Genomic DNA, 19,915 nt, shown 5'->3' with positions numbered 1-19,915 from the left:
TGTTTAATTTAAATCAAAGTGCGCTTAGCATGTGACGGTGCAAGATGATTAAATAATTGAAAAATCATCTAAGGTCATTTGTTTTTTGACTCAAAATAATATTTTGAATTGTTAAGCTGTGCACTATTGCATGGCGAAAAGAGCATGACAATTCAATGAAAGGGATGTCAAAAGATTTATTCATTATTGCGGCAGGTTTTATTGCTGCAATGCATATCGGGAAACTACCGCCCGCAATACCTGTATTACAACAGCAACTCGGCATTAGCTTTATTCAGTCTGGTTTATTGCTCTCACTAGTACAGGGTGCAGGAATGTGCTTTGCATTGTTGATTGGTAGTTATATCCAAAAAATTGGATTTAAACTGTGTATCTTATTGGGCTTAAGTCTATTGACGATAGCAAGTGCATGGGGGAGCTTTGCACAAAGCTTTGATGTCTTGTTGCTACTGCGTGTCATAGAAGGATTTGGCTTCTTATTGGTGACACTCACAGGGCCTGCATTTATCCGTCAGCTTGTACCGCTACAGCACATCAGCGCAAAGATGGGACTGTGGAGTGCTTATATGGGCGGAGGTATGGGCATAGCCTTATTGGTTGCGCCATTTCTAATTGCTCAATATGGTTGGAGTGTGGTTTGGCTCAGTTTCGCTATGATTACTGCAGCATTACTACTCTGTATCGCTATGTTTATTCCACAGCCTAATGTGGCGCTGAATACCACACCTGTCATCGGTCTCATTCGGGATACTCTGAAACATCCTGCGGCATGGCTTTTGGCGCTCATTTTTGGGACATATGCAGGGCAGTGGTTTGCATTGGTGGGTTTCTTACCGATGATTTATGCACAAAACCAAATTTCAGCTGAATTGGCAGGTGCTTTAACAGCCAGTGTTGCCGTTGCGAATGCAGTGGGTACATGGGGGTGTGGACTGTTATTACAGCGTGGTTTTCAAGCTAAAACTTTAGTCCAACTGGGTTTTGCTGTCTTGATCATTTGCTCCTTAGGATTTTATCTCTTTAAAGACGTGTTACCGTTTTTACTGCAATATTTAACGGTGTTCAGTTTTTCGCTTTTTGGAGGCTTGGTTGCTGCGACGGTCTTTGCGCAATCACTGCATTTTGCACCTTATCCTGCGGCAATTAGTACGACGGTCGGCATGATTTTACAATGTTCTGCAATTTCCCAATTTGTTCTGCCACCTGTGATTGCCACTGTGGTTTCACAGACTGGCGCGTGGTTTTGGGCGGGGATCTTGATGTCAGCATTATCATTCGTTGGAATCATGCTTAGTCGACGTTTATTTCAAATGCAGCATGGCTCAAATTAAAATTTTGTTAAACCGCTATGTCAGCAACGGCCTTATTGTTTAATCCCAATCAGTAGCGACAAGATGCCTGCTGCAATGAGTGGGCCGACAGGTACACCACGCAGCATGGCAACACCTGCGACTGTCCCAATCAATAGTCCGGCAACCACATCTGGCTGATTGGACATCAGTTTGACACCACGTCCGCCTAGCCATGCGACAAAGATGCCAATGGCGATTGCGACGAGGGATTTCCAACTTAAAAAGGATTTTAAAATCGAATCACCGGGTATTTTTCCGCTAGCGATCGGCGTGAGTACGCCAATGGTTAAAATAATAATGCCAATGTTTAAGCCATATTGTTGCAGATAGGGGAAAAATTCACTTAAAGGCGTGATGCGGAAAATAATCAAGACACCTGCTGCTATGGTGATCGCTGTATTGTGGCTAAAGATGCCACAAGCCAATAACACCAATAACACGATCAGATTTAAATCCAACTGAGACATAGGATATTCGTGAGAAACTTCAATAAATAATCAATAGTGTAGCGCAGAAACATTAAAAACTGGCGTTCAAGATTATTTCCGCTATTTTTCCTGCAAGTTGGCTCGTGGTTCAGTATAAAATAGCAATATATGGTGTTTATTAGGTTGTTCTATGTTTTTGGAAAAAATGCTGCAATCACAAGGTTTTGGTTCGCGTAAATATTGCCAACAGTTGATTAAAAATGGTGCGGTCGAAATACACGGTGAGATTGTAGATAATCCAAAGCAAAAGCTGGACTTGAATGATTTAACTTACAGTGTGCATGGACAGGACTATACCTATCGTGAGCATATATATATTGCGTTAAATAAACCTCAAGGTTATGAATGTTCGCATCAGGCAACCCATCATTTTAGTGTTTTTGAATTATTTGATGATGTGCTGTTAAATCGTGGTTTGCAATGCGTAGGGCGGCTGGATCAAGACACCACTGGACTGTTGCTGCTTACGGATGATGGTCAATATCTGCAAGCACTGACACACCCTAAAAAGCATGTTGCCAAAGTGTATTCGATGCATACCGCAGATCCTGTGACGCCTGAGCAAATGCAACAATTGCAACAAGGCGTGGAGCTGCGAAACGAAAAAGGCATTTTCGCTGCAACCGATGTACAGCTATTGGCTTCACATCAATTGCAAATGACTGTCCATCAAGGGGTATATCATCAAGTGAAGCGGATGTTGGCGGCTGTCGGCAATAAAGTTGAAACATTACATCGTGCTCAAATAGGACAATTAAAGCTTGAAGATATTGCTGAGGGTGAATGGATCTATTTGAATGCAGCGCAAATTGAACAATCGAAATTTCGTGAAAATCTAAATTCACAGTAATAGGTACAGGGCTTTGATACGTCATCATTTGAAGGATGAATGTGCGGTATTAAAGCCCTTTAATATGTCTGCTATCTACTGATCGAAAGATTCGTTTTTCAACATGCTTTGTTGATGTATTTTAATGCTGAGCAATGCATTAGCGAATAAAGTAATGATAAGTTTGAAATTCATCGTCTTTAATGAAGCCCATCGATTCATAGAGCTGATGTGAGTGATAGTTATTTTTTTGAGTTTCGAGGCTGATTCGAAGCGCGCCTTCATGTTGAGCAAAGAGAACCGCAGTATCGATCAATTGTTTGGCTGAACCTTGACGACGATATATAGGGCTGACATAGACATCATCTAAAATATAGTAAGTTGAACAAGCCACAGATGAAAAGCCTAAATACAGTAAGATAAACCCAGTAATCACCTCATCTTTTAAGCAAATAAAAATTACGCTTTCATTATTTTCAAAACGTTGTCTTAGAAATTTATATGAAATATCAAGATTAGAAGAGGTGCCATAAAATTGGCGATATTCATCAAATAAAACAGCAAGTGGATGAAGGTCTGCTTCTGTTGCGCGTCGAACGATCATTTTTTCTATACTCCATGCTATTTTTATCAGTCTTGCATGAAGCATATCGAAATTTCGAAATTGGTTGATTTATAAATTGTTTATAAATGCGACAGTGTTAAGTTTTGTCACCTTCACCCAAAATTGCATTGAGCTCTTCAAACAAGTCGAGATGATCATCATCTAATAATGGATCATTATTTAAAATTTCTAATTCAGCAGGGCTAATTTCAATGGTTGAAATAGCTTGGGCTTCTTGTTGTTTTAATTTGCGTAACTTAATCAATTGTTCAATATTGATATTTTGGTTTTCAATAGAGAAGGGGATCGATTTGGTTAAAACAACTTGTTTAAAGAATAGTCGTACAGCCTGTGCAGGTGTAATGCCTAATTGTTTAAACACGGCAAAGGCCTGTTTCTTTTCCTGTGAATCGAGACGGATTTGGTAGACTTCAGTTTTTCTCATATTCTTAGAAAGCTTTTAAATACTTAACTTTTCGCATTTATTCTAATCAAAACTGTTATAAATTCAAGAAAGTTTGGCAGTATTTTATCAATTTAATGTAATGACAATCGATTTACAGTGTCAATTCATAGGCAGAACTGAATTGAAAAGCCTGCTCTGTCACAGGATCGATAAACTCAAGCTGTTTCGCAAGTAGTTGTAAAGGTTGGCTGAAATCGTCATCTGCCTTATGTTGTACTACTGGATAAAAGGGATCATTTTGAATTGGAATGCCCAAAGCATTTAAATGTACACGAAGTTGGTGTTGCTTGCCGGTATGGGGCTTTAATTCATACTTTGCATGGTTTCCATGCTGCTGGATCAGCTGAATGAAGGTTTCGCTGTTAGGTTCACCATCTACTATTTGCATTGTATAAAAAGGTTGACCTTTTTCCATGCGATAGCGAGTTGTGATTGGGAAATTTAATTCATCTCGATAAGCTGCAATGGCATGATAAGTTTTTTGAACTTGGCGCGTGGCAAACATCTGTTGATACAGCCCACGGCTTTCGACACATTTGGAAAACAGCACCACGCCTGCAGTTTCACGGTCTAAACGATGAATCGGCGTTAGCTGTTCAAGCTGCGTTTGCTTTTTGAGTCGAACCAATAAGGTTTCTTGTACATACTGACCGGTTGGACTCATGGTGAGAAAATGTGGCTTATCGGCCACAATGAAATGATCATTTTCAAATAAAATCTGATGTTCAAAAGGAACATGGATTTCATGCGCTAAGAATCGATAATAATAAACATGACGATTGGCTTCAAAAGGACTGTCTAGTGTTAAAACGTCACCATTTGCGGCATAGACCAATCCATCCTTAAATCGTTGTTGCCACTCTGCTGCTAGGATATGAGGAAATTGCTCACACAAATATCCATAGACGGTAGAGGCATGTGTGTGTTGACCGTCAAGGAAGACTTTGCTGGCACTGACACCATTGATCATCGGGGGGGTAAATTCAAAACTGTGCATGAAGAAAGATCTAAAAACTGAGCAAATAAAGCAGAGAACACATCATGAAAAATGCTCAATCTGTAGTGTGAACATATCCATTTTAGCCAGTGCGATGCTATCATATTTAATTCTTATGTACATGTTGTGAGTAATATGCAGTATTCATTCAGTCTGGAACTTAATAGTGAAGTCGATACCCAAAACTTAGCTACCGTACTGGCGACGCATTTTACGACGGGTGTAGCGTATTTAATTGGTGACTTGGGTGCAGGAAAGACCACGTTAACACGTTATTTTTTACAACACTTGGGTCATCAAGGTGCGGTAAAAAGTCCAACCTATACATTGGTTGAACCTTACAATATTCAAGGACAAGATATTTTTCATTTTGATTTATATCGTCTGAATGACCCTTATGAGCTTGAACTTATGGGTATCCGTGATTATTTAGAAACGCCGAACGCCCTATTTTTATTTGAATGGCCATCTAAAGGGGGCGACGAAATCCCTGAGGCTGATTTAATTATTAATATTGAAAAGTCTGCGGATGAAACCACCCGTACAGCGACTTTAAGCTCTTCTTCAGAAACTTTGCAAAACGCTTTGGAGCAAAAATTTAACCATGCTGAATGAAATCAGTGCCCGCCGCATTCGAACGCTTGATCCTGCCTTAGCCAACCAAATTGCCGCAGGGGAAGTGATTGAACGTCCTGCTTCTGTGGTCAAAGAATTACTGGAAAATGCCATTGATGCAGGGGCGACTGAGCTGATTGTTCGTATTGAACAAGGCGGCAGTACACTGATTGAAATAATAGACAATGGTCGGGGTATTCACCCTGAAGATCTACCTTTGGCGGTCATGCGCCATGCCACAAGTAAAATCCAAACTGCTGAAGATTTGCATGCCATTGTAAGTCTAGGTTTTCGTGGGGAAGCCTTGGCTTCGATCGCTGCGGTGTCTCGTTTGACATTGACCAGTAGCCAAAATGATGACGGTGTAGGCTATCAGGTCGAAGTAAATGGCACCGCATTTGATTCGCAAGAAATTCAGCCTGTGGCAGCGACGCAAGGCACCACCATCCGTGTGCAAGATTTATTTTTTAATGTGCCTGCACGGCGTAAGTTCCTCAAAAAACCGGGGACTGAGTTTGGACATATCGAAGAAATTGTCCGTCGTTTGGCACTGACCCATTTTGATATACGTTTTGTCCTTGAGCATAACAATAGCATTAAGCTGAACTTGCCTATTGCAGACAGTGGTGCGCTCCGTTTTCAGCGGGTACAACAATTATTAGGCCGTCAATTCACAGAAAATGCGTACTGGATGGATGCTGATAGCGTCAATATGCGTCTTAGTGGTTGGTTAGGTCATCCTTCAGATGCACGTGCGCAAGCCGATATGCAATATGTCTATGTGAATGGACGTATCGTAAAAGACAAGACCGTTTCACATGCACTTCGCATGGCCTATGACGGTATTTTGCATGGACATCAACATGCGGCTTATTTGTTGTTTATGGAAGTTGATCCTGAAAATATCGATGTGAATGTGCATCCAACGAAGCATGAAATACGTTTTCTAAATCAGCGTGAAGTACATGAATTTGTCCGACATTTTGCCAAATCGACTTTAGCGCAATTTCAAACCGCGACCGCCGAATTGTCTTCTGCAATGAAACTCGACGGGCAGGCACACGAAAATATTATTCCGCAGCCGCGTCATCAGGAACAATTTTCATTACATCAATCTCAGCCAGTTGCAGAGCAAGGCTCAAATTTTGTCAGTCCAGAGATCTCAGGCGGACTCACTGACTTTAGTTCACCTGCAACAGTGCAATATGCTTCTAATCATGCGCCAACAGGGCAGGAAGCTTATACACAGCAATATTCAAATGCGTCGAACAATAGTGCTGGATATCAGTCAAATTTAGCGGGTTCCAGACAGCTCAATAATGCATTGCAAAGTTATTTGGCGCCTTTACGTCAAACTGAGTCGTTAAATGATCCGGATACCGCATTGGCTGAACATATTCAGCAGAAAGTCGATGAGCATCCTTTGGGGATTGCCATTGCGCAATTGCATGGTATTTATATTTTGGCCCAAAACACCGAAGGTTTAATCATTGTTGATATGCATGCGGCACATGAGCGCATTGTTTTGCAACAAATGAAAACTGCTTGGGATAAACCTGAGTTTTGGACATCGCAGCAATTGCTGATTCCTAAAGTCGTGAGCATCAGTAGGATGCAAGCGATGCGCGTCGATGAGCTCAAAGAACAATTGGCACGCCTAGGTTTAGAAATAGATCAATATGGCGATGAGCAAGTTATTGTCCGAGGTGTTCCTGCCATTTTGCATAAAGCAGACTTTGATGCGCTGATTCCAGATTTATTAAATGATTTAGACCCAAGTGATCAGGTTGCAGGGTTACTACAAAAGCGCGATCAAATATTGGCAGGCATGGCCTGTCACGGCGCTGTACGCGCACACCGTATTTTAAGTCTATCTGAAATGAATGCATTACTGCGTCAGATGGAACAAACTGAATTTGCCAGCCAATGTAACCATGGACGTCCGACGTGGCGTGCGTTTCCATTGGCACAGCTAGATAAACTTTTTGCTCGGGGAGAGTAGTTTTACATGTCAAATCAATTGCCGGTCATCAACTTAATGGGACCAACTGCAAGCGGTAAAACCGCCTTGGCATGTGAATTATACGAGCAAGGTGGATTCGAATTAATTTCTGTCGATTCTGCTTTGGTTTTTCAGGATATGGATATTGGTACGGCCAAGCCGAGTAAAGCTGAGTTGGAGAAATATCCACATCATTTGATTGATATTATCAGTCCGCTAGAAGTGTATTCGGCAGCGAACTTTGTGGAAGATGCCTGTGTGCTGATTGATGATATGCATGCACGAGGTAAAACACCGATATTAGTCGGTGGTACGATGTTGTATTACAAGGCTTTATTGGAAGGGTTGTCTTCAAATTTACCAAGTGCAGACTATGCTGTACGTGCTGAAATTGAAGCCAAAGCTGAGTCGCAAGGTTGGGATGCTGTATATGCAGAATTGTGCAATGTCGACCCATTGGCAGGTGAAAAATTTAAACCGAGTGATAAGCAACGGATCATTCGTGCGCTCGAAGTTTTTAAGTTAACCGGTAAACCCATTACGCAGTTACAAGCTGAGCAACCTAAAAACGTACCATACCGATACAATTTTCATAATTACGCATTATTGCCCGACCGATTAGAATTACATGAGCGTATAGCTCGACGTCTAAAAATAATGTGGGAAATTGGATTTTTAAATGAAGTGAAAGCTCTCATTGAAAAATACGATTTAGATGAAAATTTACCCTCTATGCGCTCAGTTGGATATCGTCAAGCTTTAGATTTTTTGAAAAATAGTGATCAAAGTAGCGAAAAACAGCGTGAAATGGAGGATAAGGCACTTTTTGCAACACGACAACTTGCAAAACGTCAATATACTTGGTTAAGATCTTTGCAAGAAACGCATAAATTTACTACATATTTAACTGCGCAGCAGGCTCAAGAAGACTTGCGAAAGTGCTACGGATAAAGCAAAATTTACAGACTACCTTTTTGATAATTTTTAATTGAAAAGTGAAGGTAGCTTTTGCGCTGATTTTTATTATTTTTTGGAGTTATAACATGTCTAAAGGTCAAACTTTACAAGATCCGTTCTTAAATTCTCTCCGTAAAGAACGTATTCCAGTGTCGATCTTCCTTGTAAACGGTATTAAATTGCAAGGTCATATTGAATCTTTCGACCAATACGTTGTTTTATTAAAAAATACTGTAAGCCAAATGGTTTACAAACACGCTATTTCAACTGTTGTTCCAGCACGTAACCCACGTCCTGCTGGTGCTCCTGCTGGTGCTCAAGGCGCTGCCGGCTTCGGTGGTCAACAAGGCGGCTTCGGCGGTCAACAAGGTGGCTTCGGTGGTCAAGGTGGCTTTGGTGGTCAAGGTGGCTTCGGTGGTCAAGGTGGCTTCGGTGGCCAAGGTGGCTTCGGTGGTCAAGGTGGTTTTGGCTCTCAAGGTGGCTTTGGTGGTCAAGGTGGCTTCGGTGGTCAAAGTGGTTTCGGTGGTCAAAATGCTGGTTTTGATGGCGAAACTAAATTTGAAGATGCTCAAGACGACGAAAACAACAATCGTTAATTGAATTAAAAAAACCTCCCAAATGGGAGGTTTTTTTTGCCTATAAAAAGAGTAGATGGTTTAAATACTGGTTTTTTAATAATTACTACAGCGCTGAATGATGATAAAAATCGACATAAAAAAACCAGCCGAAGCTGGTTTTTTGTTTATTCACTTATTTCTTTTTACGATCTAGAGCAGGGTCTTTAATTTCAACATAGGCATTGTTGCGAATTTCACGTAACCAGCTGTCCAGTTCAGTGTCAAATTGACGCTCACCTAAAATCTGACGTGCCATACGTTCTTGTACTTCATGTGTCATGTCTTGTTGACGTGTATCGGTCACTTGCAGGATGTGCCAACCAAACTGAGATTGGAAGGGTTTGCTGATTTCACCTTTCGCAGTTGATTTCATCATCGCTTCAAATTCTGGAACCATAACACCTGGGCTAACCCAACCTAAACTACCACCATTGGCAGCAGAACCTGTGTCATTCGAGAATGTTGAAGCCAAGACTGCAAAATCTTCACCTTTTTGCAGGCGGTTATACAAGCTGTCGATCATTTGTTTTGCGTTTTCAGGACTCACCACTTCAGATGGTTGAATCAAGATATGGCGAGTTTGGTATTGAGGAACAATGGCTTTTTGTTCGCCACCTTTACGGTCGACTAATTTTAAAACATGAACGCCATCACGTACTGAAATCAGTTCAGTGGTTTGACCGACTTTTAAAGGTGCTACACGTGCAGCAAGCTCATCTGGAATATCAGATAAGTTGCGGAAGCCCATATCTGCACCGTCAACTTTAATGTCTTTAGTGCTGTATTTGCTGGTAATTGCTTTAACATCGTTGCTTGTTGCAAGTTCTTTACGAATGTCTTCAGCGATTTTAACGGCATTATCACTGCTAGCAACGCGTACATGTAAGACATGAACTTGATTACCTAGTGCTGCTTGACCTTGTGGTGAGCTTAAGAAGTTTTTCACATCTTGGTCACTGATTTGAATGCGAGAAGTGACCAACTGTTGGCGTAGGCGTTGTAACGCGATGTCTTCAGCGATACGTGCACGTAAACCAGCATAGGTATTTGGCGCAACAGCATCTAATTTTTGCTGAAATGCTTCTAAGCTTGGAGAGCCGGCATCTTTCGCAACTTTAAGTACGGCTTCATTGAGCGATTTTTCATCCGCTTTGACGTTATAGCGTTTTACTTGTTCAAGCTGTGCTTGGCGTGTAATCAGTTGTTCTAAAGCTTGTTGCTGCAAATATTCAGTCGGTGGGACGGTTTGTTTTTTTACTTGAAGTTGGTGAGTGATCTCGGCAATGCTTTGATCAAGATCACTACGTAGAATCACGCTATTGTCAACGACAGCTACAATTTCATCTTTAGGTTGCGCAGCAGCAAATACAGATACAGAAGTTGATAGGCAAAGTGCCAAGGCTGACGCTTTAAAAATTTGTTTTAACTGTTTTGTCTTCATTAACGTTCTGTCCAAGATTGATTAATATTGTTAAAACCCAACACTCGGTTTTCAAGCAAAGAGGTTAATTTATTGTTGAAGCCACCTAAACCTTTTAGAGTGAACTCCGCCATAATGGCACGTTTTGGTTTAACATCTGAAGATGTTACATCATCTAAATCGTTATAGTACGAACGACCATAAACTGAAACACCCCAGCAGCATGACTCGTAGTTCACACCAAGTAAATATTCACGCGCAATACTGTTGTCGAGGTCATATTGTGCATGACCGATAAGACGCCAGTTATTGTGAATAGGTTGAATAAACGATGCTACTGCTTGGTCATAGCTGTCTTGGCGGTTCGGAATGTCTTTACGATGGAAATAACCGACATTGTATAAATTGCCTTTATTTCCTGTGTAATACATTTGAATATCGCGCTGAGCATTATCACCATTCGCCATCCATGCAGAATTGGCATTCACACTGATGCTGTCAGATAGCTGGCTAGAAATGCTCACGACAGGGCTGGTATGGCGTTCGGTATCAAATTTATCAGAGACGTTGTTTAGCGTGACGCGGCGGTCTTCGAAATAGAAACTTTGACCAACGCTAGCTTTTAAACGCTCAAGACCTACATCATCAAATAAACTATAGCTTAAGCCTAGAGATGCGAAGTTGTTGTCTTCTAAACGGTCATTACCGTAGAAACGACGCGGGCTAAACAACTGGTCATAGTTAATTGACGCTGTGGTTGAGTCAAAGTTCGGGTTAGTGTCTTGGTTTTTGTATGGAGAATACGCGTAGAAGAAACGTGGCGTTAAAGTTTGTAGATAACGACCTTCGCGCTCCATCACAAGACCCGCATCTAAAGTAAATTGCGGTACAATGACCGATTTACTTTCACTACTAGAGTGATTGTTATTTGTATTGGCACGATCAACAGTATCTTGATCATAAATCGTGTTTACGTTACGAATAGACACTTCTGGAATTACAAAAGACCATGGGTTACGATAGTTATAACGCACACTAAAGTCGTTATAAATACGTGCACCACTTGGCTCATACATTGTCGCATCACTATTGTTTTGCGGAATATTATCGCCACGCAGATTCTTTTTAAAATATGCTGTATCGTTGTTAAATTCGTACTGTAAGCCGAGCGGATTACCAGTCTTGTAGTTCAGTAGGAATTGCGGCAAGCGCGCATACGGACGGTCTTCATCACTGACAGTTTTATCCAGTGTTTGGAAGTCTTCAACTTTAAGCTGTGCTTTTAGGCCGGGGATACCATTTTTATAATTGAGTTCCCATGCACGGCGTAAGTTCAGGTCAGTTTTTGAGTTTGGATTATTATTGAGATCTGAGAAATAGTCTTTATCAGATGCATAGTTATATTCTAAATTTGTCGTGAATTGATCGTTAATTTTCCAGTTATGGAGGAAATGTAAGTCTTTACGATCTTGATCGTCATACTTTTGGTCGGATGGTAAATAACCACCCCACACCATCCCTGAACCAAAGTTTTTGGTCAAATAACGGAATTCACCTTCCATCATTGCGCCACGGTCTGCAATATAACGTGGTGTTACCGTAGCATCATAGTTTGGCGCAAGGTTTAAATATACAGGTACTGCAAGCTCAATACCACCGTCATTGGTAAAACCAAAGCTTGGGGTCAAAATACCTGTGGTACGACGGTCATCAATCGGGAAGTTGAAATAGGGCACAGCCATTACAGGAACATCTTTTACATAAAGTGTTGTTCCTTTGGTTTCACCACGACCAGTTTCTTGATTCAGCTTAATTTTGTCTGCTTGAATTTTCCACGTTGGTTTTTCATCGGGTGGACAGGTGGTATAAACCGCATTTTCTAATTCAAGGGTTTCGGTTGAAGTACGCGAAATTTTTTCAGCACGACCATGCGCATGCTGCTGTTCAGCAATAAAGAAGCTGTTATTTAAATCACCTTGTTGGGTTTTTAAATTGTAATCAATAGAGTCACTTTGAGAAATCAGCCCTGACTGTGCCATTTGTACGCGGCCAGAAGCATTGGCATGGGTTTGGGTTTTATCAATTTTGATTTGATCGGCACGAATTTGACGACCTTCTTGGTCAATCAGAACATTACCTTCAAGAATGGAATCGCCATTCGGGTCAAAATGACCATAGTCTGCGGTAATGGTAGAGGTTGCGTCTTCTGGGGCAACAGCTTTTGTTGTTGGAGCAACTGGGGTAATCCAGGTGCCTGTACAAAACGCAGAACTTAATTGATTGGTGTTGCGAATCTGTGCTTCAGGTGCAGATTTATCGACATAATATTGTTCGAAGAACTGCTGCCCAGGGTAAGCTTCTGAAATGCTTTGTTTGAGTTGTTCTGTATCGTCATCCGTGGACGGGTTTGAAACAGGTGCTGCATAGCTTGGTAAAGAGCTACCACAAAGAAGGGTTAAGATCGCAGTCGCTAAAGGATTGAATTTAAACTGTTGCTTCATTTGTCTCATTAACCAAGTATGCTTAATCGCAATTAATTATTGTCGCATCATAGAGAAAAAGTTGATAAGTAGCTACACTTAGCACTTTAAAAACTCAGCCTGTATTAGAATTTATCGCAAATGAATACACAACGTGAACAATTGATACAAACATGGATTTCATCTGTACTTGGTTCAGATCAATTTGAAATTAACTTTCTAGCAGGCGATGCAAGTTTCCGTCGTTATGCACGAATCAAATTGAATAATAAAACATTTATGCTGATGGATGCACCACCAGAAAAAGAAGATTGTGTGCCTTTTGTGTCGATTGATGAATTTTTTGATGCACATGGCGTGCGTGTACCACATATCGTGGCCAAAGACCTTGATCAAGGCTTCTTATTGTTAGAGGATTTTGGTGATGTTTTATTGTCCACGTTGTTGAATGATCAAACAGTAGACGCACATTATGCTCAAAGTTTTAAACAGTTGATTCAATTACAGTCAATTGATGGTACTGCTCATTTTCCTGCATATACCTATGAAAAGCTGATTTCTGAAATGGAGCTGTTAACCGATTGGTTATTGCCATCTCTACAAGTGCAGCCTACTGAAGAAGAATCGGCACTGATTAAACGTACCTTTGCTATCTTAGCCAATGCTGCATTGGCTCAGCCTCAAGTGATTGTGCATCGTGATTTTCATAGCCGTAATTTGATGGTACTAGATGGTGAGCAAGATCAGGGCGTGATTGATTTCCAAGATGCTGTGATTGGTGCAGATACTTATGATTTGATTTCTATTACACGTGATGCTTATGTGCAGTGGAATGCAGATCGCGTTTATGCATGGTTTAAAACGTTCTATGATTTGCTACCTTCATCGGCTAAAGAAGATCGTAGCTTTGAGCAATTCAAACAAGACGCAGACCTCATGGCGATTCAACGTCATATCAAAATTTTAGGTATTTTTGTGCGCTTATTTGAGCGTGATGGTAAATCGGGTTATCTCAAAGATTTGCCGCGTGTGATGTGGTATTTACTTGAAGAAAGTAAACCGTATGCAGAATTACAACCTTTTATGCAATTTATTCAGGCTAAAGTATTGCCGAAATTTGAAGCCAAATACGGCACTTATGAGGTTGTTGCATAATGAAAGCCATGATTTTAGCGGCGGGTCTCGGAAATCGGATGCGCCCTTTAACATTGTATAAGCCAAAGCCTTTGCTTGAAGTGGGTGGAAAACCACTGATTGTTTGGCATATAGAAAAGCTAAAAAAAATTGGCGTAACTGAAATCATCATCAATTCTGCATGGCTTGCAGATATATTGATTGGTACTTTGGGCGATGGCTCGCAGTTTGGTGTGGATATTCGCTGGACACGTGAAGCAGAAGGCTTGGAAACAGCCGGTGGTATTATTAATGCCTTACCTTTGCTTGGGACAGAACCGTTTATTTTAGTCAATGGTGACGTTTGGACGACCTACGATTTTTCAGCCTTGCTCAATGTTGAGCTAAAAGATGACTTGGCACACTTGGTCTATGTGACTAACCCAACGCAACATCCAAAGGGTGATTTTATCTTGGATGCAGGGCGTAGTTATACCTTTGAGCAAGAACATACAGGCGAGGCACTCACCTATAGCGGGATCGCAGTTATACATCCAAACATGTTTGATGGATTGGAAGCGGGTAAGCGTCCGCTCGCACCATTATTGAAACAAGCCATGTTGGATGGAAAAATTTCTGCAGAGAAAATGCAAACTGCGTGGGTTGATGTTGGCACACCTGAGCGTTTAAGTGATCTAGATCTACAGATTCGCCAAGGCATGTACGATTAAGTGCATATTCGCTAAGCGTTAGCTACTGTTCCACGGCTTAGAAATCGGTATACTTCAGTTAATTTTTATTGAGATGTCTTCTTTATGCATCCTTTTTTTCAAGACTTAAAGCAAGGTAGTCAAAAGCTTGGCTTAGATTTGAGTGAAGAAGCATTAAATCTATTGCTGAAATACCAAGATGCCCTAGTGCTGTGGAACAAAGCGTATAACTTGACCGCTATTCGTGATCCTAAAGAAATGTTGGTTAAGCATTTATTGGATAGCTTAAGTATCCTAAATGATTTGCCTGCAGGTCGTTTATTGGATATCGGTACGGGTGGTGGCATGCCGGGCATGATCATTGCACTGTGTCAGCCTGAACGTGAATGTGTGCTTTTAGATGCCAACGGTAAAAAAATTCGATTCTTAAAACAATTTATTGCTGACTTAAAACTAAAAAATGTCATTGCGGTACAAACACGTGTCGAAAATGAAGACAGCATTAATGAACTGGGTCAGTTTGATGTGATTACCAGTCGTGCTTTTGCATCGTTAACCGATTTTGTGGATGCGTCTAAACCGTATATGCATGAGCAAAGTATTATTGCGTCGATGAAAGGCTTAATTCCTGAAGAAGAAGTTGAAACACTGAAAAGTGATTTCAAGATTGATATCGTTGCATTAAAAGTTCCACGACTTGATGAGCAGCGTCATTTAATTTTTCTTAAACGTATTTAAAATTTTCAAAGGACTGGGGTTACCATGGCTCAAATTATTGCGATTGCAAACCAAAAGGGTGGCGTAGGTAAAACCACAACGGCTGTGAACTTGGCTGCATCTTTAGCCATATTAAAAAAACGAGTTTTACTTGTGGACATGGATTCACAAGGCAATGCCACGATGGGTTCGGGCATTCAAAAAAATGATTTGTTGTATTCAGTCACGGATGTCTTACTTGGTGAAGTGCCGATTGAAACCGCTATTTATAAAGCGGAAGTGGGCTATAAGGTTTTAGGTGCAAACCGTGACTTAGCTGGCGTTGAGCTTGCAATTGCAGATCAAGACGGTCGTGAGTTTATTTTACGTGAAGCATTGGCAAGCGTCGAAAAAGACTTCGACTATATTATTGTCGATTGTGCACCAAGTTTAAGTTTGATCACTGTCAATGCACTTGCAGCGGTACGTGCTGTGCTGATTCCAATGCAGTGTGAATATTATGCCCTAGAAGGTTTGGCTGACCTAACCCAAACCATTGACCGTATTCAGCAAGCTTTAAACCCAGATCTAGAGATCGTGGGTGTGCTTCGTACCATGTACGATGCGCGTAATGCCTTAACACGTGATGTGTCTGCTGAGCTTGAACAATACTTCGGTCAGAAACTTTATGACACGGTCATTCCGCGTAATATTCGTTTGGCTGAAGCGCCTGCGCACGGTTTACCAGTGATTTATTTTGAAAAAAGCTCGAAGGGTGCAGTTGCTTATTTGAACTTGGCAGCTGAGATGTTAAAAAAAACCAAAGTAAAAAAAGGAACTAAAGCATGACCGTAAAAAAACGCGGACTGGCTAAAGGTCGTGGTCTGGATGCCTTACTCGGCTCAATCCAAAAAGAAAAACTACAGCTTGAAGCAAAAGCTTTAGATCATGGACAGTTAAAACAAATTGATGTGCATTTATTGAAACGTGGTGAGTATCAACCGCGTCGTTTCATTAAAGAACAAGATTTACAAGAACTTGCTGCATCGATTGAAAAGCATGGTGTCATGCAGCCAATCGTGATTCGTCCTGTCGAAGATGAAAAGCATCCCTACGAAATTATTGCTGGTGAGCGTCGTTGGCGTGCGGCTCAGCTTGCAGGTTTAACCGAAGTTCCTGCCATTGTTCGTGACTTGAGTGATCAAGTGGCAATTGCATTGGCATTGATTGAAAACATTCAACGTCAAGATTTGAACCCAATCGATCAAGCCATGGCTTTGCAACGCTTCCATGACGAATTTGGTTTAAGTCATCAAGAGATTGCTGACACGGTCGGTAAAGCACGTACCACGATTAGTAACTTGCTACGCCTCTTGTCTTTAGCGGATCAAGTCAAAGACTTTATGCAGCAAGGTTTGCTCGATATGGGGCATGCACGTGCGATCTTGACGTTAAAAGCCAAAGATCAGCTTAAAGTTGCTGAAATGGTGATTGAAAAAAGTATGTCTGTACGTCAAACCGAACAATTTGTTCGTGATTTGAATGCACCAAAACAACAAAAAGCTAAACCAATTGTTTCATCAGACATTCAACAACTGACACAACGTCTCTCTGATCGTTTCAGTGCAGACGTGAAAATTGATCATAATAAACAAGGGAAAGGCAAGCTGGTGATTAGCTACCATACTCTTGAAGAGCTAGATGGCATTTTAAATATTTGTCTAGCTGAATAATTTTTAAATTCGATTTATTGGGGAAAATCAAATGTGGGAATTAGTCAAAGCGGGCGGGTGGTTAATGATCCCGCTCGTCATTTGTTCGATCTTTACGGTAGCCATTACCATTGAGCGCTTTATTCGTTTAAAGAAATCAATGGTGTTACCAAAAGACTTGATGATGAATGTAAACACATCGGTGAAAGATGTGGTGCAGCAGCTAAAGCAAAGTCCAACTTTACAACAAAGTACATTGGGTCGTGTATTGGGCGCAGGTTACGCTAGTAAAGATCAAAACGAGCAATATGCACGTGCGCAAATGGAAGTCACAGCGTCACAAGAAATTGGTTATTTAGAAAAAAATATCAACTTTTTGGGCACTTTAAGCGCTGTTGCACCTTTACTAGGTTTGTTGGGTACGGTGATCGGTATTATTGAAGCATTCTTAATGATTGATATAGGCACCAATAGTGATCCAGTGTTGATGATGCCGGGTATTTCTAAAGCCTTGATTACCACTGCTGCCGGTATGTTAATTGCTGTACCTGCATTATTTGCGCATCGTTATTTCCAACGTTTGGTTCAGGAATATGTGGCTGAGTTAGAACAGCAGTCGACATTATTTCATGCCGCTTTGTTTTATAAAAAAACACCTGAAGTAGAAAGTCAGGACATTCAGAAAGCCAGCTGAGTGGAGACTGCGCATGAAATTTAAACGTCGTCAGGTTGAAGATATTCATATCAACCTCACACCGATGATTGACTGTTTGATGTTCATTTTGGTGTTCTTGTTGCTCTCGACCACCTTTAACCAGATGAGTCGAATGAACCTGACTTTGCCAGATGCACAGGGTGTTCCACCTAAAAACTATGATCAAAAGATTGAAGTTGTGGTGGATTCAACAGGACATTATTCTGTCAATGGTCAGTCATTGGCGAGTAAAGAAGTCTCTGATTTGAATACTGCAATTAAACAGACAGCCAATGATCGTCGTGATTTAATGTTTGTGATTGCCGCAGATGCAAAAGCAACACATCAGGATGTGATTCGGGTGATGGATGTTGCAGGTCAACTTGGATTTGTGAATATCAACATCAGTACCAAAGTTCCAACTCGAGGTTATTAGTGAAGCACGATTTTAAGGTCTATTTACGCCTATTAAGTTATTTAAAACCTTTTTGGGGAATCGGCCTGCTGGTTTTGCTTGGTTTCGGTATTAATGCTGCGACAGAAGTTTCTGTCGCAAAATTATTGGAACGCATTATTGAAGCCATTCAAAACAAAGATCAAAGCTTTACAACCTTATTTCCACTCTTGGTGGTTTTATTGATGTTCTTCCGTGGACTCGGTTTGTTCATGGGGGGATATTTTACCGCAGTGATTTCTCGAAACTTAATCTTTAATATTCGTCAGCAAGTGTTCGCAAAACTCATGCGTTTGCCTTCGCAATATTATTTAGATAATTCGAGCGGTCATATCACTGCAAAAATTATGTATAACGTTGAACAGTTGACGGCGGCATCGTCTGAGTCACTAAAAACGATTGTACAACAGGGTTTGATTACCATCGCATTATTGGGTTATTTGCTGTATACCAACTGGCGTTTAACTCTGTGTATTTTGATTTTTGGCCCAATTATTGGGCTGATTATCCGTAAAGCGTCGAAGCGCATGCGTAAATTATCCATGCAAGTACAAAGTACCATGGGTGATGTTAACCATGTGGTGCAAGAGACTGTGCAAGGCAACCTAGTGGTGAAGGGCTTTGCAGGGCAAGATTATGAACAAAAACGTTTTTATGAAAGCTCAATGGAGAACTTACGCCGCGGCTTAAAAATGGTTGTGGTGCAACAACTCAATAGCCCAATTGTTCAGCTGATTATGTCGATCGCGCTCAGTATCGTGATGTATATCGCGCTACGCCCTGAGATTTTACAAGATACATCAGCAGGTGAGTTTGTTGCCTATATCACTGCCGCAGGTATGTTGAGTAAGCCGATTAAAACCTTAACGGATGTCAATGAAAAACTGCAACGAGGCATGGCGGCAGCTTATTCAGTTTTTGAATTGCTCGATATGCCAGAAGAGGTGAATAACGGCACGCTGAAGCCTGCTTTAAAAGGCGAAATCGAATTTAAAAATGTCAACTTGATCTATGCCGATGGTCACCATGCGATTCATGACTTCAATTTAAAAGTCAATGCAGGACAAACCGTTGCATTGGTTGGACGTTCGGGTGCAGGTAAAACCTCACTGGTTAATCTGTTGGTACGTTACCAAGAGGTGTCATCAGGACAATTGTTGCTAGATCAGCATGATATTCACGACATAGAACTCAATAGCTTGCGTACTCAGATTTCGATGGTCAATCAGCAAGTGGTTTTGTTTAACCGTACAGTACGTGAAAATATCGCTTATGGTCAGCTCGAGCATGCAACAGATGAGCAAGTCATTGCTGCTGCCAAAGCTGCATTTGCACATGATTTTATTATGGATTTACCGCAAGGTTATGACACACCATTGGGTGCCCAAGGTTTAAATCTATCTGGTGGTCAACGTCAACGGATTGCGATTGCACGTGCCATTTTGAAAAATGCACCGATCTTAATTTTAGATGAAGCGACTAGTGCGCTAGATAACGAATCTGAATTTTATATTCAGCAAGCATTTGACGCTGCGATGCAAGATCGTACCACGATCGTGATTGCGCATCGTTTATCGACCATTGAAAATGCAGACTGTATTGTAGTGATGGATAAAGGGCGTATTATTGAACAAGGTTCGCATACAGAATTGATGGCACAACGTGGTGCATATTACCAACTTCATCAGCGTAATTTTGAGGAAAATTAA

20 protein-coding genes are annotated in these 19,915 nt (G+C 41.1%); 14 read left to right on the top strand and 6 right to left on the bottom strand.

The features are described 5' to 3' along the window. Nucleotides 1-155: 155 nt before the first annotated feature. Entirely contained in the window at nt 156-1,331 is a 1,176-nt protein-coding gene (locus AC4CU0_RS09585; protein ID WP_490747077.1) for an MFS transporter, read from the top strand. A gap of 32 nt (nt 1,332-1,363) precedes the next feature. Here the strand turns inward: AC4CU0_RS09585 and AC4CU0_RS09580 are convergent, their stop codons facing one another. Then, complete coding sequence (locus AC4CU0_RS09580; protein WP_180003104.1) at nt 1,364-1,819, bottom strand: DUF441 domain-containing protein; 456 nt, start codon at nt 1,817-1,819, stop codon at nt 1,364-1,366. Between the two features lie 151 nt (nt 1,820-1,970). Here AC4CU0_RS09580 and AC4CU0_RS09575 point away from each other — a divergent pair, with 151 nt between their 5' ends. Further along, the gene (locus tag AC4CU0_RS09575) at nt 1,971-2,690 is read left to right on the top strand and encodes a pseudouridine synthase (protein ID WP_180063144.1); all 720 of its coding nucleotides are present in this window, start codon (nt 1,971-1,973) and stop codon (nt 2,688-2,690) included. Nucleotides 2,691-2,829: 139 nt separating this feature from the next. Here the strand turns inward: AC4CU0_RS09575 and AC4CU0_RS09570 are convergent, their stop codons facing one another. The 3 genes from AC4CU0_RS09570 to AC4CU0_RS09560 all read right to left on the bottom strand — a co-directional run bounded on the left by AC4CU0_RS09570 (nt 2,830) and on the right by AC4CU0_RS09560 (nt 4,736). Beyond that, a complete protein-coding gene (locus AC4CU0_RS09570) occupies nt 2,830-3,273 on the bottom strand; it encodes a GNAT family N-acetyltransferase (RefSeq protein WP_490743023.1) in 444 nt (147 codons plus the stop codon). 97 nt (nt 3,274-3,370) lie between these two features. After that, nucleotides 3,371-3,718, bottom strand: a complete 348-nt coding sequence (locus AC4CU0_RS09565; RefSeq protein ID WP_078193683.1) for a type II toxin-antitoxin system RelB/DinJ family antitoxin — start codon at nt 3,716-3,718, stop codon at nt 3,371-3,373. 112 nt (nt 3,719-3,830) lie between these two features. Further along, entirely contained in the window at nt 3,831-4,736 is a 906-nt protein-coding gene (locus AC4CU0_RS09560; protein WP_490743022.1) for a pseudouridine synthase, read from the bottom strand. A 135-nt stretch (nt 4,737-4,871) separates the two neighbouring features. Here AC4CU0_RS09560 and tsaE point away from each other — a divergent pair, with 135 nt between their 5' ends. The 4 genes from tsaE (at nt 4,872) to hfq (ending at nt 8,906) form a co-directional block, all read left to right on the top strand. Beyond that, on the top strand, nt 4,872-5,351 hold the full coding sequence (gene tsaE, locus AC4CU0_RS09555; RefSeq protein ID WP_180007348.1) for a tRNA (adenosine(37)-N6)-threonylcarbamoyltransferase complex ATPase subunit type 1 TsaE: 480 nt from the start codon (nt 4,872-4,874) through the stop codon (nt 5,349-5,351). Beyond that, nucleotides 5,341-7,353 carry a DNA mismatch repair endonuclease MutL gene (gene mutL, locus AC4CU0_RS09550; RefSeq protein ID WP_180026933.1) on the top strand — a complete coding sequence of 671 codons (2,013 nt, stop codon included), beginning with the start codon at nt 5,341-5,343 and terminating at the stop codon, nt 7,351-7,353. The genes tsaE and mutL overlap by 11 nt, the downstream gene beginning before the upstream one ends. A gap of 6 nt (nt 7,354-7,359) precedes the next feature. Continuing rightward, a complete protein-coding gene (gene miaA, locus AC4CU0_RS09545) occupies nt 7,360-8,304 on the top strand; it encodes a tRNA (adenosine(37)-N6)-dimethylallyltransferase MiaA (RefSeq protein WP_180007346.1) in 945 nt (314 codons plus the stop codon). A gap of 92 nt (nt 8,305-8,396) precedes the next feature. Next, a complete protein-coding gene (gene hfq / locus AC4CU0_RS09540) occupies nt 8,397-8,906 on the top strand; it encodes an RNA chaperone Hfq (protein ID WP_168378882.1) in 510 nt (169 codons plus the stop codon). 154 nt (nt 8,907-9,060) lie between these two features. Here the strand turns inward: hfq and AC4CU0_RS09535 are convergent, their stop codons facing one another. After that, complete coding sequence (locus AC4CU0_RS09535) at nt 9,061-10,368, bottom strand: peptidylprolyl isomerase (RefSeq protein WP_180163012.1); 1,308 nt, start codon at nt 10,366-10,368, stop codon at nt 9,061-9,063. Next, nucleotides 10,368-12,848, bottom strand: coding sequence for an LPS-assembly protein LptD (locus AC4CU0_RS09530; RefSeq protein ID WP_490743021.1), 2,481 nt, complete (start codon nt 12,846-12,848; stop codon nt 10,368-10,370). Before AC4CU0_RS09530 ends, AC4CU0_RS09535 begins: the two co-directional genes overlap by 1 nt. 120 nt (nt 12,849-12,968) lie before the next feature. On the opposite strand from AC4CU0_RS09530, the gene AC4CU0_RS09525 reads away from it, so the two are divergent. The 8 genes from AC4CU0_RS09525 to msbA all read left to right on the top strand — a co-directional run bounded on the left by AC4CU0_RS09525 (nt 12,969) and on the right by msbA (nt 19,915). Then, a complete protein-coding gene (locus AC4CU0_RS09525) occupies nt 12,969-13,982 on the top strand; it encodes an aminoglycoside phosphotransferase family protein (protein ID WP_490743020.1) in 1,014 nt (337 codons plus the stop codon). After that, nucleotides 13,982-14,671 (top strand): N-acetylmuramate alpha-1-phosphate uridylyltransferase MurU, encoded by a 690-nt coding sequence (murU, locus tag AC4CU0_RS09520; protein WP_180054586.1) that lies wholly within the window; start codon nt 13,982-13,984, stop codon nt 14,669-14,671. The genes AC4CU0_RS09525 and murU overlap by 1 nt, the downstream gene beginning before the upstream one ends. 84 nt (nt 14,672-14,755) lie before the next feature. Further along, complete coding sequence (rsmG, locus tag AC4CU0_RS09515; RefSeq protein WP_168378887.1) at nt 14,756-15,388, top strand: 16S rRNA (guanine(527)-N(7))-methyltransferase RsmG; 633 nt, start codon at nt 14,756-14,758, stop codon at nt 15,386-15,388. A 24-nt stretch (nt 15,389-15,412) separates the two neighbouring features. Next, the gene (locus tag AC4CU0_RS09510; RefSeq protein WP_078188958.1) at nt 15,413-16,195 is read left to right on the top strand and encodes a ParA family protein; all 783 of its coding nucleotides are present in this window, start codon (nt 15,413-15,415) and stop codon (nt 16,193-16,195) included. Further along, complete coding sequence (locus AC4CU0_RS09505; RefSeq protein ID WP_111885065.1) at nt 16,192-17,079, top strand: ParB/RepB/Spo0J family partition protein; 888 nt, start codon at nt 16,192-16,194, stop codon at nt 17,077-17,079. The genes AC4CU0_RS09510 and AC4CU0_RS09505 overlap by 4 nt, the downstream gene beginning before the upstream one ends. 31 nt (nt 17,080-17,110) lie before the next feature. Beyond that, nucleotides 17,111-17,752, top strand: coding sequence for a MotA/TolQ/ExbB proton channel family protein (locus tag AC4CU0_RS09500; protein WP_078188956.1), 642 nt, complete (start codon nt 17,111-17,113; stop codon nt 17,750-17,752). Nucleotides 17,753-17,765: 13 nt separating this feature from the next. Further along, nucleotides 17,766-18,188 carry an ExbD/TolR family protein gene (locus tag AC4CU0_RS09495; protein ID WP_078193671.1) on the top strand — a complete coding sequence of 141 codons (423 nt, stop codon included), beginning with the start codon at nt 17,766-17,768 and terminating at the stop codon, nt 18,186-18,188. Next, nucleotides 18,188-19,915, top strand: coding sequence for a lipid A export permease/ATP-binding protein MsbA (gene msbA / locus AC4CU0_RS09490; protein ID WP_490743019.1), 1,728 nt, complete (start codon nt 18,188-18,190; stop codon nt 19,913-19,915). The genes AC4CU0_RS09495 and msbA overlap by 1 nt, the downstream gene beginning before the upstream one ends.

It is taken from the genome of Acinetobacter sp. LipI_15 (genome assembly GCF_058242865.1).
This window is presented reverse-complemented; position numbering and strand designations above follow the sequence as displayed.

Excerpts from the sequence above, each read along its gene's own strand:
- AC4CU0_RS09585 (WP_490747077.1), top strand. The coding sequence starts at position 156 with ATGAAAGGGATGTCAAAAGATTTATTCATTATTGCGGCAGGTTTTATT.
- AC4CU0_RS09580 (WP_180003104.1), bottom strand. The coding sequence starts at position 1,819 with ATGTCTCAGTTGGATTTAAATCTGATCGTGTTATTGGTGTTATTGGCT.
- AC4CU0_RS09575 (WP_180063144.1), top strand. The coding sequence starts at position 1,971 with ATGTTTTTGGAAAAAATGCTGCAATCACAAGGTTTTGGTTCGCGTAAA.
- AC4CU0_RS09570 (WP_490743023.1), bottom strand. The coding sequence starts at position 3,273 with ATGATCGTTCGACGCGCAACAGAAGCAGACCTTCATCCACTTGCTGTT.
- AC4CU0_RS09565 (WP_078193683.1), bottom strand. The coding sequence starts at position 3,718 with ATGAGAAAAACTGAAGTCTACCAAATCCGTCTCGATTCACAGGAAAAG.
- AC4CU0_RS09560 (WP_490743022.1), bottom strand. The coding sequence starts at position 4,736 with ATGCACAGTTTTGAATTTACCCCCCCGATGATCAATGGTGTCAGTGCC.
- tsaE (WP_180007348.1), top strand. The coding sequence starts at position 4,872 with ATGCAGTATTCATTCAGTCTGGAACTTAATAGTGAAGTCGATACCCAA.
- mutL (WP_180026933.1), top strand. The coding sequence starts at position 5,341 with ATGCTGAATGAAATCAGTGCCCGCCGCATTCGAACGCTTGATCCTGCC.
- miaA (WP_180007346.1), top strand. The coding sequence starts at position 7,360 with ATGTCAAATCAATTGCCGGTCATCAACTTAATGGGACCAACTGCAAGC.
- hfq (WP_168378882.1), top strand. The coding sequence starts at position 8,397 with ATGTCTAAAGGTCAAACTTTACAAGATCCGTTCTTAAATTCTCTCCGT.
- AC4CU0_RS09535 (WP_180163012.1), bottom strand. The coding sequence starts at position 10,368 with ATGAAGACAAAACAGTTAAAACAAATTTTTAAAGCGTCAGCCTTGGCA.
- AC4CU0_RS09530 (WP_490743021.1), bottom strand. The coding sequence starts at position 12,848 with ATGAAGCAACAGTTTAAATTCAATCCTTTAGCGACTGCGATCTTAACC.
- AC4CU0_RS09525 (WP_490743020.1), top strand. The coding sequence starts at position 12,969 with ATGAATACACAACGTGAACAATTGATACAAACATGGATTTCATCTGTA.
- murU (WP_180054586.1), top strand. The coding sequence starts at position 13,982 with ATGAAAGCCATGATTTTAGCGGCGGGTCTCGGAAATCGGATGCGCCCT.
- rsmG (WP_168378887.1), top strand. The coding sequence starts at position 14,756 with ATGCATCCTTTTTTTCAAGACTTAAAGCAAGGTAGTCAAAAGCTTGGC.
- AC4CU0_RS09510 (WP_078188958.1), top strand. The coding sequence starts at position 15,413 with ATGGCTCAAATTATTGCGATTGCAAACCAAAAGGGTGGCGTAGGTAAA.
- AC4CU0_RS09505 (WP_111885065.1), top strand. The coding sequence starts at position 16,192 with ATGACCGTAAAAAAACGCGGACTGGCTAAAGGTCGTGGTCTGGATGCC.
- AC4CU0_RS09500 (WP_078188956.1), top strand. The coding sequence starts at position 17,111 with ATGTGGGAATTAGTCAAAGCGGGCGGGTGGTTAATGATCCCGCTCGTC.
- AC4CU0_RS09495 (WP_078193671.1), top strand. The coding sequence starts at position 17,766 with ATGAAATTTAAACGTCGTCAGGTTGAAGATATTCATATCAACCTCACA.